Source organism: Mycolicibacterium anyangense (assembly GCF_010731855.1).
In the GTDB taxonomy this organism is placed as follows: domain Bacteria; phylum Actinomycetota; class Actinomycetes; order Mycobacteriales; family Mycobacteriaceae; genus Mycobacterium; species Mycobacterium anyangense.
The window spans coordinates 2,331,375-2,345,827 of sequence record NZ_AP022620.1 but is presented as its reverse complement, the minus strand read 5'-3'; the positions used below and the strand labels follow the sequence as shown (position 1 = coordinate 2,345,827).

General features: G+C 67.4%; 14 protein-coding genes and 1 tRNA gene. 3 read left to right on the top strand and 12 right to left on the bottom strand.

Annotated features, from left to right (window positions below; all coding sequences use genetic code 11):
* The first annotated feature begins 42 nt into the window (after window positions 1-42).
* A tRNA-Leu gene (locus G6N35_RS11050) sits at window positions 43-126 on the top strand.
* Between the two features lie 483 nt (window positions 127-609).
* Here G6N35_RS11050 and G6N35_RS11045 read toward each other — a convergent pair.
* From G6N35_RS11045 to G6N35_RS11035, 3 genes are all read right to left on the bottom strand, one after another.
* Complete coding sequence (locus tag G6N35_RS11045; RefSeq protein WP_163804290.1) at window positions 610-1,044, bottom strand: hypothetical protein; 435 nt, start codon at window positions 1,042-1,044, stop codon at window positions 610-612.
* A complete protein-coding gene (locus G6N35_RS11040; protein ID WP_163804289.1) occupies window positions 1,041-2,273 on the bottom strand; it encodes a hypothetical protein in 1,233 nt (410 codons plus the stop codon). The genes G6N35_RS11045 and G6N35_RS11040 overlap by 4 nt, the downstream gene beginning before the upstream one ends.
* A gap of 401 nt (window positions 2,274-2,674) precedes the next feature.
* Window positions 2,675-3,964 (bottom strand): PucR family transcriptional regulator, encoded by a 1,290-nt coding sequence (locus tag G6N35_RS11035; RefSeq protein WP_163804288.1) that lies wholly within the window; start codon window positions 3,962-3,964, stop codon window positions 2,675-2,677.
* A gap of 151 nt (window positions 3,965-4,115) precedes the next feature.
* Between G6N35_RS11035 and G6N35_RS11030 the strand changes: the two genes are divergently transcribed.
* Window positions 4,116-4,358, top strand: coding sequence for a helix-turn-helix domain-containing protein (locus tag G6N35_RS11030; protein ID WP_163804287.1), 243 nt, complete (start codon window positions 4,116-4,118; stop codon window positions 4,356-4,358).
* 271 nt (window positions 4,359-4,629) lie between these two features.
* Here the strand turns inward: G6N35_RS11030 and G6N35_RS11025 are convergent, their stop codons facing one another.
* The 8 genes from G6N35_RS11025 to G6N35_RS10990 form a co-directional block, all read right to left on the bottom strand.
* Window positions 4,630-7,002 (bottom strand): lysylphosphatidylglycerol synthase transmembrane domain-containing protein, encoded by a 2,373-nt coding sequence (locus G6N35_RS11025; RefSeq protein ID WP_163804286.1) that lies wholly within the window; start codon window positions 7,000-7,002, stop codon window positions 4,630-4,632.
* Window positions 7,003-7,072: 70 nt separating this feature from the next.
* Window positions 7,073-7,618 carry a chromate transporter gene (locus G6N35_RS11020; protein ID WP_163804285.1) on the bottom strand — a complete coding sequence of 182 codons (546 nt, stop codon included), beginning with the start codon at window positions 7,616-7,618 and terminating at the stop codon, window positions 7,073-7,075.
* Window positions 7,615-8,181: a chromate transporter gene (locus G6N35_RS11015; protein ID WP_163804284.1), complete on the bottom strand. Its 567-nt coding sequence runs from the start codon at window positions 8,179-8,181 to the stop codon at window positions 7,615-7,617. The genes G6N35_RS11020 and G6N35_RS11015 overlap by 4 nt, the downstream gene beginning before the upstream one ends.
* Entirely contained in the window at window positions 8,174-9,163 is a 990-nt protein-coding gene (locus G6N35_RS11010; RefSeq protein ID WP_163804283.1) for a phospholipase D-like domain-containing protein, read from the bottom strand. The genes G6N35_RS11015 and G6N35_RS11010 overlap by 8 nt, the downstream gene beginning before the upstream one ends.
* A 62-nt stretch (window positions 9,164-9,225) precedes the next feature.
* Window positions 9,226-9,828, bottom strand: a complete 603-nt coding sequence (locus G6N35_RS11005) for a hypothetical protein (RefSeq protein ID WP_163804282.1) — start codon at window positions 9,826-9,828, stop codon at window positions 9,226-9,228.
* 46 nt (window positions 9,829-9,874) lie between these two features.
* Complete coding sequence (locus G6N35_RS11000) at window positions 9,875-10,474, bottom strand: hypothetical protein (RefSeq protein ID WP_163804281.1); 600 nt, start codon at window positions 10,472-10,474, stop codon at window positions 9,875-9,877.
* Between the two features lie 5 nt (window positions 10,475-10,479).
* A complete protein-coding gene (locus tag G6N35_RS10995; RefSeq protein WP_163804280.1) occupies window positions 10,480-11,160 on the bottom strand; it encodes an MspA family porin in 681 nt (226 codons plus the stop codon).
* Between the two features lie 50 nt (window positions 11,161-11,210).
* Entirely contained in the window at window positions 11,211-11,924 is a 714-nt protein-coding gene (locus G6N35_RS10990) for an MspA family porin (protein WP_163804279.1), read from the bottom strand.
* Between the two features lie 213 nt (window positions 11,925-12,137).
* On the opposite strand from G6N35_RS10990, the gene G6N35_RS10985 reads away from it, so the two are divergent.
* On the top strand, window positions 12,138-12,734 hold the full coding sequence (locus tag G6N35_RS10985; protein ID WP_163804278.1) for an Rv2240c family protein: 597 nt from the start codon (window positions 12,138-12,140) through the stop codon (window positions 12,732-12,734).
* Between the two features lie 68 nt (window positions 12,735-12,802).
* Here the strand turns inward: G6N35_RS10985 and G6N35_RS10980 are convergent, their stop codons facing one another.
* On the bottom strand, window positions 12,803-14,308 hold the full coding sequence (locus G6N35_RS10980) for a hypothetical protein (RefSeq protein WP_163802235.1): 1,506 nt from the start codon (window positions 14,306-14,308) through the stop codon (window positions 12,803-12,805).
* Window positions 14,309-14,453: the final 145 nt, after the last annotated feature.

Below are 14,453 nucleotides of genomic sequence, written 5' to 3'. Positions count from 1 at the left end.
CGACAGGAAACGACCAGCACCACCGCTAGACTCGGACCGTTCGCGGACGTGGTGGAATTGGCAGACACCCGGGCTTTAGGTGCCCGTGTTCGAAAGAGCGTGAGGGTTCGAGTCCCTCCGTCCGCACTCACAGAGTGATTACCGCTACCGGTGCGCCCGGTGGTGCACCTATGCAGTTCATCGGCGAGCGCGACTCAATTTCGGACGCCTAATGAAATAATCCTTCTCGCACGGCCAATCTCCGGCGTTTCAGGAATCACCTCAACCCGGGGCAACTCGAGATACCTGCAACGCGGTTCTCTGGGGCCATAATGGAGCTCGATCTTGAGCTGGGTATCAGACTCAACGGTGGGGCGGTGGCGTATGTGGCTCGTGGTCCTCAAGGTTGCTCTGGTGGCGTTCCTTGCAATTGGCGTTGGCATATTGATCTTCGCGTACGCACGCCGTGCGCGAGAGATCAAGTCACAGCGCATCGGACCTGATCCCGATATGGGCCCATCGACGACATGGGGGATCGTTCCGCCGACCCCGCTGCCGGAGTGGGCGTACTGGGATGAAGCACCTAGCGATCTTCCGCCGGACCCGCAGGATGGACGCAGATAGGGTTGCTCAGCCCGGGCAGTATTGGTTGAGGGTAGCGAGATCGTCGTGGAATTGTTGCCCGACGCGGGCATAGTCCTGCACGGAATGTGGTGGCTGCGAGGTCGACGGATCAGCCTGTTCTGCACGGAACTCTTGGACGACCGTGACAGTCCGGTCTGCCAGGCTCGCGAGATTGTTGGCACTCTCGGCGAGACGCTGATTGTGGATTCCGTCAGCGTAGGTATGGAGTTGGCGCGCCCAGCGCTCATAGGAACCGATATCGGCGACTTCCGGGTTGTTGCTTCCAGCCACGGCGCTGAACTGCTTGTTGTAAGCGATCATCGCCCGGACGGTCGCGCAATCATCGGAGCTGTCGTGGTTGAGACGGAAAAGAAGCAGCCCTCCGACAGCAACGACGGTGAACAGGACTGCGCCGAGAATCTGCCACTTACGTTTGGTCATCGAGGAGCCGTCATGATGGGCGGCTGATTGGCAGGTCTGCCGCTCCACCCGCCGACCGGAACGCCGCCCTCGTAGGTGAACTGGCCGCCGCAGCCATCCGGGATGTAGTACTTGACGGCCGAGTTGTTCGCCGAGATTGTGGCAATTTCGTTCGGTGCCATTCGGTGCCATTCGCCGAAATTTTGGATCGGAGGAAGGCCACCTATGTCGCCTTCAGTCCACCCGCCTCGACCCTTTACCGGCACTTCTCCTCCGAACACGACCTTCGTGTTGTGTTGGGCCTCATACACGTTTTGCACCCAGCGCTGCTGGCGCACCCCGCCCTCGTCGTTGATCGTCCGGGTGAACGTTGTCGCCTCCTGTCCGCTGATGCGGAACTTGTACTGCTCTTGATATTGCGCGAGGGGGGCCTGATCGTCTGTCACCCAGTTCTGACCGCGGACATACCACTCCGTCGGGCCTCCGTTTTTGCCGGGTGTATCGGGGCCGAACGGCCGGTATTCGGATCTGAGCGGAGGCGGCTCTTTTCCGGTGTAAGGCGGCACGGTGAAATCTTCCCAATGGCCAAACCGTTCGTCGCCAACGAAGGGGTTCCTGGGATCGGGACGCTCACCCACGTGCGGTGGAGTAGCTGGAACGTCGCCACCAATGTGGTTGTCGACGAGCTGAATCGTCGGATCGGGGTGAGAATCTTCGTCGGCGAATGTGGCCCCGCCGAGGCCTTCGGTCGCGGCGATGATCTTGCCGGCGACCTGTTGGTCAGCGGCAATCAGTTCGCCAACTCTCATCCGAATATCTGCAGCTAGTGTCTGCGCTTGGGCTTGCTTGGCCGCCATTGCTGCGGGGCTTGCCGAACCGCGGTAGGTGACCGAGAAGTCCTCTCCTACAGTGAAACCGGCCTGTTCCGCGTTACGCACTGCGGTGAGGGCGTTTCTTTTCGCTGTGTCGATTTGGTCCACACCGGTTCGGGCGGCGCTGGAAGCGGCATGAAGTTGGTCGGCACACCGAATTACCCGCAAGCGGTCGTTGTAGGCACGTTCTTGCGCAGCTTCAGCGGCCTCTCCAAGCCAAGGGGTTCCGCCGGGATTGTTGACGTTCTGGGAGAGCTGGGTGAAGGTGTCCTCCCATACTTTCGCAGTCTTCGCCCACTGGCTTGCCGCTGTCCTAAGATGGGTGACATCCCACGAACGAACTGCGGATAGCGTGGGTGCGGGTCCGCTACTCGGCATTTCAGATCGTCAGGTTGGATGCGGAGTGCTGCTCGTGTTGGGTGTAGTTCGCGCTCGCGCCCGTGAGGCGAGCACCCGTTGACTCCATCCTCACGCTACATGCGGCCCCGAACGCGCTGGCCTGCGTGTGGACGATCGCGACAGCGGTCACAGACGCCTGGCAAGACGATTCGCCTGCGCCCGGGGACACCGTCGTGCTCAATTCCGCGGACCAGCCTTGGCAGCTGGCCGCGAGCGCTTCTAGCCCCGCCGGGTCTACATCCAACTTCCCCACGGCGACCAGTATACGAACCAGGCCCTTCTCGGCAATACGACCATATTGTCAACCGTCTGTGGGCGGTGCTGCGGTCTCAACTGTCGTGACAGACGCTGGCGATGCGCTGACCGGAGGTCTTCCGCACTCACACCTCGGCTATCAACCCCGGCAGCAGCGGCAGCAATGCCAGTGCCATCGACACCTCGAGCGCATCGTCGTCGACATCTCGGCCCAGGATCGTCTCGGCCTGGTTCACCCGATAGCTGACCGTATTGGGGTGCACCGTGAGGCGTTGCGCGGCGCGCGCGGGGCTGCGGTTCTCCTGCAGGTACACCGCCAGCGTCATCGCCACCCGGTAGGTCGCCTCATCGTCGTCGGCCAGCGGCCCGAGCACCCGGTGCACGAATGCCACCGCCTGGTCGGCGTCCACACTCGCCAGTGCGGCGAGTGCGACATCGCGATAGCGGGTGGCCACTGCGGCCCGGGACCGGCTCAAGGTCGCCACCCGACGGGCATGGCCGGCTTGAATGTAGCTGTCGCGGAAGCCTTTCAGGCCGAACCCGGGATCACTCACCGCGACGCGCGCTCCGGCAGGCAGCCCCGCGGTTCGGGTGAGGGTGCCGGCGTCGAGGAGCGCCGGATCGAATGTCTCTCGCCGGCTCAGCCACACCGACATCGATAGCGGGCCCACTGGCTGGTGCAGGGTGCTCTCCGCGGCCACCGCCCGGCTCAGCGCCGTGCCGGCGCTCGCGAGGACCTGCTGAACGTCCCCGGCGTCGGGCGCGGCCGCCAGCCACACCGCGACGCAGACGTGGTGGCGGTTGAGGTCGTAGCGCAGCTTCTTGGCGGCGCGCTGGGCATCACGCTCACGTTCGCTGAGCACATCGTCGATCGCCGTGGTCCGTGACGCGGCGGCGCTGCGCAGCCAGGCCTCCCGCTCGCCCTCGTAGATCTCCTCGGTGAGCGCCAGTGAGCTGTCGATGTAAGCGAACAGCCAACTGGTGACGAGCTGCAGCGCTGCGGCCTGTTGTGCGGCGTCGGAGGCCGAGCTGGTGATGCGCCCGAACAGCCACTCCCAGACGGTGTCCTGGGCCAGCCGGAAGGACCGGATCAGAAAGGCCAGCGGTACCCGCTGCTGCACCCTGGCCCTGCCCAGCGCGACCGCCTCGGCCGGCAACTCCAGCCCGCGCGGATCGGCACCGTCGGCCACGCTCCGGGCGAACTGGCGAATGCTCGACTCGATGCCGGCCTGCTGGCCCTCGGCGAACTGGGCCTCGGGCATCAGCTGGGGCTGCTCGACCCGAATCCGGTCCAACACGTCCTCGGCAAGCTGTGGCGATTGCTCCACCAGGTCGGCGGCGATCGGCCTGAGGACGCTCTGCCACACCTGCTGAGCTGCGGCGTCGTCCCGAATCGGGGCCCATTCGGGATCCATGACCGACCACGCTAAACGCGTTGTGTCCGCATCACAACGCAATGTCGAAGTTTGGCGCCCAGGCACGAGTGCCGGGGCTGCCCGCGGACCTACTTTTCGTGGCGTGGCAAACAGCCACATCAACCGCGAGTGTCGAGAGGGCGAGCCCAACATGACCACGGTAGTGACAGCCGATCGAGGGGGATACAACTTTCTGGAGCGCGCCCAGCATCGCAGCCCCGGTTCGATCCTGGGGCAGATGCTGACCGTGAAGCAGGCCGCCCAGTATCTGGGCATCACCACCGCCACACTGCACCGGCGGATCAAGAGCGGCAGCGGGCCGACCCACTACAAGTTCGGCAACCGCATGCTGTTCAAGCGCGACGACGTCATGAGCTACAAGTCGGCCGGGTAGACAGCCACACCGGCGCCGCTGCGAAGTCATCCGGAATTCCGCAGCACCGCAACGGAATCCGTGTCAGGAGCTTGGCCTGGGCGGCTGGTGGCTCGAGCAGGGCCTCGGCCATGGTGGCCTTGGTCGAGCCCGGCACCAGCGCGTCCCGGGTATCACCTCTGATCTGAGTTGGAAGGGCAAGTACCAGCTCTACTAGTGCGTCGCCGCGCCACCGCGGGACAAGCCACCAATGAAATCCACGCGATTATTTCGGCGCGTGCGTCAATGCCCGCTAGATCATGTCCTTGGCGGTCAGCCAGCGCATGATCGGCCAGCCCGCGAACACCGGCAGCCAGCAGGTCAGAACCCGGTAGAGCAGCACCGACGGCACGCCCACCGCGGCGGGCACGCCGAAGGCGGCCAGGCCACCGATCAGGGCGGCTTCGACGGCACCGACGCCGCCCGGAGTGGGTGCCGCCGAGGCCAGCGTGCCACCGACCATCGTGACGATCGTCACGGTCACGAAGTTGGTGTCGCCGCCGAAGGCCTCGATGCTGGCCCACAGCACCAGCGCCATCCCCAAAGTTGTTGTCGCGCAGCCCAGGACGATCAGGGCGAGTCGCTTGGGCTCGCGCATCAGGTCGAGCAGTTCGCTGCTGACCTCCTGGAGCCTGGGCCGAATCGCGGTGTCCAGCCAGCGCCGCGCCTTGGGCACGAACAGGAAGGTGCCCAGCACGCCCAGGGCGATACCGCCGATCAGATAGAGCAGTGTGCTACTCGGCACGAAGTGTGACAGGTCGGCGGTGGCGCCGGCGGCGACGCTGAAGAAGATCAGCAGTGTCACATGGGTGATCACCTGAACGGCCTGCTGCAGGGCCACCGCGGCGGTGGCGCGCAGCGCACCGAGCCCGGCCTTCTGCAAAAACCTTGTGCTCAAAGCCAATCCGCCCACCCCGGCGGGGGTGGTGGTGGCGGCGAACGTGTTGGCGAACTGCATGATCACCAGATTGCGGAAGCTGACCACCCCGGATGCGCACGCCCACAACGCCGCTGCCGCGCCGACATAGGTCGACGCTGACACCGCCAGGCCCAGCAGTGCCCACCACCAGTTGGCGTTGCGCAACTCGCTGAAGAAGGTCGGCACCGTGCTGATGAACGGATAGGCGACGTAGACCAGGGCCACCAGCAGCACCAGCTGGATCACCTGCTTGCGGGTGAAGCGGGTGATGGTCTCGGTCTTGATCTCGTCAGCACCGGTCTGGCGCTTGACTTGCTCACGCGCCGCGGCCATCACCGCCTTGGGGTCGGCGACCGTCTTGCGTAGCCGCGCCGGCACCGCTGACTTGGTCAGCCGTCGCGATGCGGTGAGCACGGTGTCCTTGCCCAGCGCCTCGACGGCGGCGTGTACCGCGGTCTCGGCGCCGAACCGGTCGCTGGTGGTGACCAGCAACTGCGCGATATCGGACTGCAGTTGTTCGTCGGAGGCGCCGTACTCAGAGGCGCCGAAGCCGCCGAACAAGGCCTTGCCCGAATCCACGGTGATCTCGCTGAACCGCAGGTCGCCGTGCGAGATCTGATGTCGCTGAAGAACGCCCAGCGATCCCCAGATGGTGGTGGCCAGGCCCTCGTCGGGGGCGTCGGCCACCCGGGTTCCCCGCGGCGGGGTGTGGGCGTACAACGTCCAGCCCCGGTCGAGCGCTGCGACCGCCATGGTGGTGATGTTGGCGACGCCGAGATCGCCGACCGCGATCGTCATCAGCGCGCGGTGTTCGACGGCCCGGCGCATCGAGGTCTGCACCGGTGCGGTCTCCGCGTCGCGCAGGATCAACCACCGCCAGAACTGACGCAACGCTCCGGCGCCGCGCTGGTTGGGGCCGTACATCTCGACGACGGCTTCGGCTCCGGAGTCGGTGCGTGCCGACAGCTCCAGCGGGCCGTGCCCGGCCGGGCGGACCACAGTCAGCGCGTGGACCAGGAAGCCGCGCCGGGATAGGGTGCGCACCGCCCCGTCGAGCGGTACTTCCAGCGCTGGGGTGCCCACCACCCACACCACGAGCGCCCCGACGAACCAGCCCACCGCGAGTCCGAGCAGCGTGCGGGCCGGGACGATCGCGCTGACGACCAGATGGATCGGGACGAACGCCAGCAGCAGTGTCCACCACCATCGCCGCCACCGGGCGGGCAGCCACGGGCCGGACACCGTCAGCATCCCGGCCAGCATGGCGATCCAGCGCGGGTCGTCGAGGAACTGCGACAGGGTGGTCGAAAGCCGTTCGGAGAGGTCGAAGTGCCAGCGCGGGGCGGCGATCCCGTTGCCCGTGATGGACAGCGCCAGGACGGCGAAGAACCCGGCGGCCGCGTACGCGCCGAGCAGCTTCCACTGCCGGGCCACGATCAGCCCCACCAGGATCATGAACGGCAGTGCCACAATCGCGACGCCGTAGGCCAGGTAGACCAGGTTGGACTGGGTGGGAGTGAGGACGCCGACGATCCCCGATACCGACTTCTCTAGCCCGACCCAGTCGTTGCGGGTGATCAGTGAGCTGGTGATGACGATGGCCAGGAACAATGCGGCCAGCGCCAGGCGCATGATGTCGTTGGTTCGGCGGGTCAGCGGTTGCAGCAGCTCACCCGTAACGGTGATGTCCCGCCCATCCACTCGCATCGCTGCTGATTTTCCTACCCTGTTCGGCGCCGCCTCGTCGCGGCTGCGGCCAAACCTATCGGACTTCGCCTCAGACGAAGCCGATGTAGCCCAGCAGCGCGGCGGCGCCTACCACGATCAGCGGGTTGGTGTTGGTGCGCAGGAAGATGAGCGTTGCCACTCCGGTGATGAGGTAGGCGCGCCAGTCATGGTCGGCGGCCTTGCTCATGACCAGCGACGTCGCCAGGATCAACCCGACGGTCAGCGGGGCGAATCCCTTCTCGACCGCGATGCGCCATTTCGACTTCTCGGCCTTCTGCCAGGACAGTGTGATGAGGTACATCAGGGTTGCGGCCGGCACCACCATCGCGATGGTGGCCAGCACCCCGCCGACGATCCCACCCAGCACACCGGCCACCCCGAGTCCGGCGGCATATCCGACCAGCGCCACGATCAGGATGCTCGGCCCGGGCGCGGCTTGCGAGATCGAGAAGATGTCGGCGAACTGGGAGTTGGTCAGCCAGTGATAGCCGCTGACCGCGCGCAGGTGCATCTCCGGCAGCACCGTGTTGCCGCCACCGATCGACAGCAACGACAGCGACCCGAACAGGCCCATTAGCGACAGGTAGGTCTTCATGCCGCTGCCCGCTTGCGCGGCCAGGCCCAGATCAGGCTCAGCGGCGCCAGGATGGCCAGGGTGTCCAGCAGCGGCCAGCGCAGCACCCCATTGAGCACGAACGCGGCCAGGAACAGGGCCACCGGTACCACCGACGTCAGGCACTTCTTGCCGGTCTTGATCACCATGGTCAGGGTGAGCGCGACGGCCGCGGCCGAGGCGCCGTGCAGGGCGCCCTTGACCGCAGGCACTTCCCGGAACGTGAAATACACGAACCCCAGCGCAAGGATGATCGCGACGGGCATCAGGCACAGGCCGATCAACGCGGCCACGGCCCCGGCGATGCCTTTGAGTTTCGTGCCCACGAACACGGCGAGGTTCACCTGGTTGGCACCGGGCACGATGCGGCACATGGTCATCGCGGAGAGGAATTCCTCTTCGCTCATCCATTGTTTCTGCGCCACGACCACTTCGCGAGACCACGCTGACAGCCCGCCGCCGAACGAGGCGAGCGCGATGTGGTTGAACGCCCAGGCGATCTCCAGCAGCGAGGTCTTGTGCAGGGTGGCGCCGGGCTCACTCATGGACCAGATCCTCGTCGTGCGGGAAGTCGTCCTCCGGGTGCGGGGTGCTGTCCAGGGGATCGGGCGGCTCGTAGTGGTGGGACACCTTCCAGTCGCTGCTGAACACCTCGCCGAGACGGCCCACCACGGCCGGGTCGTCGATGATGACGCCGAGTTCACGCCGGAGGTCGAACGCGCTGCGGTCGATGTTCATCGAGCCGACCAGCGCCCGTTGGTCGTCCACGATCAGCAGCTTGGCGTGCACGCGCAGGTTCTTCTGCTTGCGCACCTTGACCCCGAAGCGCCGAAGCGTGCGCAAGGACGCGAAGGTGTCGAGAATGTCCCAATCGCTGATGCCGTGTTTGCCCCCGCACAGGACCTTCACCTTCACCCCCCGGTCGGCGGCGGCGGCGATGTGATCGATGATCACCGCATCGACGTACTTGGGGTGCTGGATGTAGAGGCGCTCCTGGGCGGTGTCGATGAATCGGGCCATGTGGTAGCGGGAATTGGAATTGCTCCACAGCAGGCCCTCGTACCGGGGCGGGGTGAAATCGAGATGCTGCCAGTCGGCGTCGAAGACATCGACGATCTGCGCGACGTGTAGCGGGTCGTGGGTGACGATCCCGTAGTCCCGGGTCATCGTGAAGTACTTGGTCATCAAGTTGTAGGTGGCGACCATCGCCGCGGTCTTGTCGACCACGATCGATTTTTCGTGCGTGACATAGAATTTCGGGTTGGACCACTGCACGTCGACGTCGGCGTCCTTGAGCCGGTCGTAGGTCTCGTCGTTGGCGCGGTCGCCACCCGAGCGTTGCGGGTTGAGCATCACCCGAACATCCACCCCGGCCTTGCGTCGCTCGATCACCGCGTCGAGCAGGTCGGGTTCGGTGAACGTGAATTGCTTTATCAACAAAGAGGTTTGCGCGGTCTCGATGAACTCGCGAACCGGTTCCAGACCGTCGTCGGGTTCGACGATCAAGCGGGGCGGGTTGGCAGGCATAGGTTTCGGATGCTAGCACCAGAACTTTGCTGGTTGATGAACCTTTGACTCCCCGCGCGGCCTCAGCCCGGGGGAGCGGGTACTGCCGGGTCCGGCGAGTTCAGCCCGAGTCCCGGTGGCAGATAGATACCGGGTGCCGGCGCCGTCCCCGGAAGGGGTTGTCCGAGTTGCTCGTCGGGCACCTGGCCCAACAGGGCACCCGCCAGATCACCGTCGGAGTACATGGTGTGCACCCGCCGCAGGAACGCCAGCCGGCCGGTGCTCGGATCCTGCGGTGTCGGGCCGATGCCCTCGGCCTGAACACCGTGACCCGGCGCGGCCGGGGCGACGTTCTGCGGCAGCAGGTAGGCGCTGTCGAAGGCCCGCAGATCCGGGGCCGCGACGGGGACCTGCGCTCCGGGTGCCGAGGGCACTGCGTTCTGGCCCAGCAGCAGCCCCGGCGTGTAGGACGACAGATCAGGCAGGCCCAGTGGTCCGGCCGGTGCGGCATCGCTTTGTGCCAGCACGCTCCCGATGCCCGAGCGGGGCGGGACGTAGGGCGGCGGCGGCCCACCAGCCGGGTCGGTCACGGCCGGATCCGGTGCGGGCTGGTCGGCGAGGGCAGGGGCCGAAAAGAGCAGTGCCGCCACGCCGAGCCCCAGCCCGACGATGACGGCACTTCTCATTGGCCACACGGTAATAGATGGCGCCCGGTGGCGTCGGCTTTCCCGGTCAGCCGACCGGCGGTACCGGCGCTAGCGGGAGTACGGGTGCCGCGGGGGCTGCCGGCGGCGCGACGTCCGGTGCTGGCGGCAGGAACTGTTCGGGTCCGGCCGGCAATGCGGTCCCCGGCGGTGGAGCGGTACCGGGCAATGGCTGGCCCAGTTCGGCGGCCGGCATCCGGCCCAGGGACCCGTGCACCAGAGCATGGGCACCCTTGAAGGCGTCGACGCGGGCGAACGGCCCGGCCGGCGCATCCTGGGTGAGCAGATACGGCGACTCCATGTCCGGTGTCGGCATCCGGTAGTACTGCGGGTAGAGCGTCACCGCGGGAGCCAACGGATCCGCGCCCCCGGCCGACGGAGCCAGATTCATCACCGTCGAGGTCGGTGCCCCGAGCAGATCAGCCATCGCGCTGATCGGATTCTGCCGGGTCTCGGTACTGGCGGGAAACGCCGGATCCGCCGGTGGTGGCGGGGCCGACTCGCCGCCGGGAACCGGAATCGGCAGGGCCGGATCGGGTGGTGGGTCGGCTGCGGCGGTGGCTGTTCCAGCCACCGCCGCCACACCGAGTCCCGCCGCCACCAGGGTGGCGATCAGAGGACGTCGCATCCCGATCAGAACACCTGGGTGATGCCGTAGTACGCGACGATATCGTCGTTGTCGCTGCTGGAGCTGGTCAACACCGCGTAGGACCGCAGCGAGGACGCGCCGACGCAGTTGTCGACCTTGATGTGCACGTCCTTGACGGTGACGCGCGCCGAGGTGCCCTTGAACGACTTCTTGTCGACCACCACGTTGGTGACGGTGCCCGGACGGGGCTCGACCTCGATCTGGCCCTGGATGGGGAACGAGATGCTGCCCGGCAGGCTCAGGCCGGAGCTGCTGAGGCTGCCGTTGCCGAGGGTGGCGCCGATCGAGCCGTTGAGCTTGACCTTGTCCATTTCGACGCCGCAACCGATCTGGTAGCCGACCTCCAGCGAGCCGCCGTTGGTGTCACCGGTGGTGGTGCCGGTGAAGGTCGCGCCCACCAGCCAGTCGCGGGCAGCCAGCGAGGTGGTCAGCGGTGCCACCGGCAGCTGGGTCTCGTCCTTGGCCACGACGGTCAGCGTGCGGCCGTCCGGGGTCTTGGCGATGCCCGGCACCGAGGACGCCACGGCACCGGTGTTGACCGGGGGAGCGGCCGCGGCGGCCGGATCGGCCGGCGGTGCCGCCGGGTCGGGGTCGGCGACGGCCGGGGCGGCGGTGCCGACCGCGACCAGGACGCTTGCCGTCACTGTGGCGAATCGAAGCAACATGTCGTCGTGGCGCCTCTCTCGAGTGGTCCGGGTGGTTTCGTGTCGACTCATCAGACGACCCTCGTCACGCCGAGGTAGGTGACGACGTCATCGGTGTTGTCGGTGGAGCTGGTGAACGTTGCGTAGGACCGGATGAAGGACTGGCCGGCGCAACCGTCGATCTTGATCCGGAATCCGGTGATCGACACCCGGGACTTGGTGCCCTTGAACGACTTCTTGCCCACCGGGACGATGTTGATCGTGCCCGGCTTGAGGTCGATCTTGATCTGCTCGGACGCGGACAGACCGAGGGTGATCGGCAAGAAGCTGCCGTTCACGAACGGAATGCCGACGCCCGGGGTGATACCGGCCGACGAGATGGACTCGATGTCGTCCTGGGTGATGCCGCAACCGATCTGGTAGCCGGCCTCCAGCGTTCCGCCGGAGAGCTTGGTCTTGCCCGATCCGGTGACCGCTCCCTCGAAGGTTCCGTCGACCAGATACTCCCGCGACCACGGTGAGTTGGTCAGCGAGGCAACGGGCTCGAGGGACTCGTTCTTGGCCCCAATGCTGAGCTGCCAGCCGTCGGGGGTGGTCAACGTGCCCGGAGCGCCGGAGGCGATCGGGGCAACGCCGGGGCCGCCGGGCGGCGGCGGGGCCGGTGCGGCGGTGGCCGCGGCCGGTGCCGCGTTCGGGTCGGCCGCAGGATCGGCCAACCCATTGGGCGCCGTTCCGATGGCAGTGACTAGGCAGACGCTGAGCAGCGTGGCGAATCGGTGCAACATGTCGCGATGGGGCCTCTCGATTGAGATCTGATCGTGATCGCTCGCGCGATATGTTTCGGTCCGAAAGTGTCCAGATGGCAAACAGGTAGCGAATACCGGGTTCCCTGTTGCAGTCCAACGTGCTTCATGGCTTTTCCGCTGGTTCTGACGACCATTTTCGGGCGGTATCGTCGGCCCGGTCGGTCGGGCAACCCACTGATTCGAGAGGAACCGATGAAGCAGACACTGCGCTATCCGTTGGCAGTCGGCGCGGCCGCGCTGGCCACCTTCGCCAGCCTCAACCTGGCCCCGTCGGCGGTGGCCGACCCGGCTCCGGCAGACCCGGGCGCCGGTGACGCGGCGCCGCCCGCTCCGGGTTCGGCCCCGGCCCCCGGCCCTGCGCCTGCCCCGGAATTGGTCTCGCAGTCCGAGCCGGTGTCGCCGGATACCGTCGACGCCGTCTCGTCGGCGTGCCGCAAGTTCGGTGCGGCGTTGGACCTCGCCTCGTCGAACTACGAGGAGTTCGCCTACGCCACGGCCGGCGGCGGAAACTCGGTGAACTACCAGGATCCGAGTATCAACCAGTACAACCTCCTGGGCCGGACCGCACTGCGCGAGGCGGCCGGTTCCGCGATGGATGCCGCCGGTACCCCGGGCCTGCCCGCGGCCGTGGGGGATCCCATGCGTACGTGGTCGCTGCACGCGACCAAGCTGATTCTCATCATGGGGCTGCGCGGCGGAGGGGATTCGCTGAACGCCGCGGCCACCGACCTGAACACTGACGCCACCAACGCCCAGATGGCGTGCTCGCTCAACGGCGGACGCGCTTGAGCTAGCGCTGTTACGACATCGGCCCCCCTTCCTGCGGAAGGGGGGCCGATTCGTTGTGCGGATGCCTATTACGGGGCAGAACCGGCAGCGCCGCCGGTGCCACCCTTGCCCGGCTGCGGGCCGAGGCCGGACGTGCCCTGCGTGCCGGCCTTGCCGGTAGCCGAGCCGGTCTTGCCGCCGGTGCCGCCGTTGCCGCCCTTGCCGCCGCCGATCGCGCTGGCTCCGCCATCGGCACCGTCGCCACCCTTGCCGCCGATGCCGGTGCCGTTGCCGCCGTTGCCGCCGGCTCCGCCCGCGCCACCGCTGATCGCGCCGAACCCGCCAGTCGCGCCCTTCCCGCCGGTACCGCCGTTGCCGCCGGTACCGCCGTTGCCGCCGGCACCGCCGGCTCCGCCGTTGTTGCCACCGAGCCCACCGGTGCCGCCCGTCCCGCCGTTACCGGCGTTCGTGGATCCGTTGCCGCCGTTACCGCCGGCACCGCCCGCACCACCGTTGGCGGTCAGGCCGCCGGTACCGCCGCTGCCACCCGTACCACCGGCGCCACCGGCACCGGAAGCTGTGCTGCCGCCGAGGCCGCCGACGCCGCCGGCGCCACCGTTACCCGCCAGGAGCGCGCCCTGGCCGCCGTTGCCGCCATTGCCGCCGGCACCGGCGTCGGCTTGCCCGCCGGTGCCGCCGGCGCCACCCGCGCCGCCGGCGCCGCCGGCGCCGCTGCCCCACAGACCGCCGTTGCCGCCGTTGCCGCCGTTACCGCCGACGGTCGACGCGAAGCCGGCACCACCGGCGCCGCCTGCCCCGCCCGCGCCGCCGCCGAACAGCGGCAGGCTCGCGCCGTTTCCACCGTTGCCGCCTGCGCCGCCTGCGGTCGCGCCATTGGTGCTGGCGCCGCCCGCGCCACCAGCGCCACCGCTGCCGGCGAATGCACCGGCGTTGCCGCCGTTACCGCCGTTGCCGCCGGCGAAGCCTTTGCCGCCGTTGCCGCCGCCGCCGCCGAACAGCGCGCCGGCACTGGAGCTGCCGGCGAACAGGCCGCCGTTGCCGCCGTTGCCGCCGTTGCCGTTGTTGATCGCGGAGCTCAGCGCGTCCGCGCCGTTGCCGCCGTTGCCGTACAGCCCGGCGCTACCGCCGTTGCCGCCGTTGTAGCCGTTGCCGCCGTTGCCGAACAGGAAGCCGCCGCGGCCGCCATTGCAGGCCGAGGAGGCGCACTGGGAATCCGAGGCGCTGTAGCTGTAGCCGTTACCGATCAGCAGACCGGCATCAGGGTGGTCCGCGGTGCCGTTGCTGATGAAGATCGCAATGACGTCCCCGCCGGTGGCGGCGGCCGAAGCCGAGGCCGTCACACCCTTGGAGGTGGCCGAACCCGTCCCGGACACCAGGCCGAGGTCGGTGCAGAACGCCGATCCCAGCGAGCACTGGCTGGTCGTGAGCTCGACGGCGGGCGCGGCCACCGGATGTGCAGTGTCGGTAGTGGCGAGCAGGAAGCTCGCGCCCACCATCGCCGCACCGGCGACGCCGGTGGTGACGAATGCGGGTGCGACCACGCCGCGATCCGACTTCTTACGGTGTTTGGCCAATTTCGTCATCCCCTTCGAGGAAGTACTGCCGTTAGGTGCAGCGAGTGCGCGAAAGAAATCCAAGAAGACCCGGCTTACCCGGGACTTGCTGCTTTGCGGCGCGCGGCCGAACATCGGGCAAACGCAAAGCGAACTCAAGTTTTCA

What these genes read in the sequence shown, in the direction of transcription:
- G6N35_RS11040 (WP_163804289.1), bottom strand. Translation starts at nt 2,273, where the DNA reads ATGCCGAGTAGCGGACCCGCACCCACGCTATCCGCAGTTCGTTCGTGG.
- G6N35_RS11015 (WP_163804284.1), bottom strand. Translation starts at nt 8,181, where the DNA reads ATGAGTGAGCCCGGCGCCACCCTGCACAAGACCTCGCTGCTGGAGATC.
- G6N35_RS10985 (WP_163804278.1), top strand. Translation starts at nt 12,138, where the DNA reads ATGAAGCAGACACTGCGCTATCCGTTGGCAGTCGGCGCGGCCGCGCTG.
- G6N35_RS11005 (WP_163804282.1), bottom strand. Translation starts at nt 9,828, where the DNA reads ATGAGAAGTGCCGTCATCGTCGGGCTGGGGCTCGGCGTGGCGGCACTG.
- G6N35_RS11010 (WP_163804283.1), bottom strand. Translation starts at nt 9,163, where the DNA reads ATGCCTGCCAACCCGCCCCGCTTGATCGTCGAACCCGACGACGGTCTG.
- G6N35_RS11020 (WP_163804285.1), bottom strand. Translation starts at nt 7,618, where the DNA reads ATGAAGACCTACCTGTCGCTAATGGGCCTGTTCGGGTCGCTGTCGTTG.
- G6N35_RS11025 (WP_163804286.1), bottom strand. Translation starts at nt 7,002, where the DNA reads ATGCGAGTGGATGGGCGGGACATCACCGTTACGGGTGAGCTGCTGCAA.
- G6N35_RS11045 (WP_163804290.1), bottom strand. Translation starts at nt 1,044, where the DNA reads ATGACCAAACGTAAGTGGCAGATTCTCGGCGCAGTCCTGTTCACCGTC.
- G6N35_RS11030 (WP_163804287.1), top strand. Translation starts at nt 4,116, where the DNA reads ATGACCACGGTAGTGACAGCCGATCGAGGGGGATACAACTTTCTGGAG.
- G6N35_RS10990 (WP_163804279.1), bottom strand. Translation starts at nt 11,924, where the DNA reads ATGTTGCACCGATTCGCCACGCTGCTCAGCGTCTGCCTAGTCACTGCC.
- G6N35_RS11035 (WP_163804288.1), bottom strand. Translation starts at nt 3,964, where the DNA reads ATGGATCCCGAATGGGCCCCGATTCGGGACGACGCCGCAGCTCAGCAG.
- G6N35_RS11000 (WP_163804281.1), bottom strand. Translation starts at nt 10,474, where the DNA reads ATGCGACGTCCTCTGATCGCCACCCTGGTGGCGGCGGGACTCGGTGTG.
- G6N35_RS10995 (WP_163804280.1), bottom strand. Translation starts at nt 11,160, where the DNA reads ATGTTGCTTCGATTCGCCACAGTGACGGCAAGCGTCCTGGTCGCGGTC.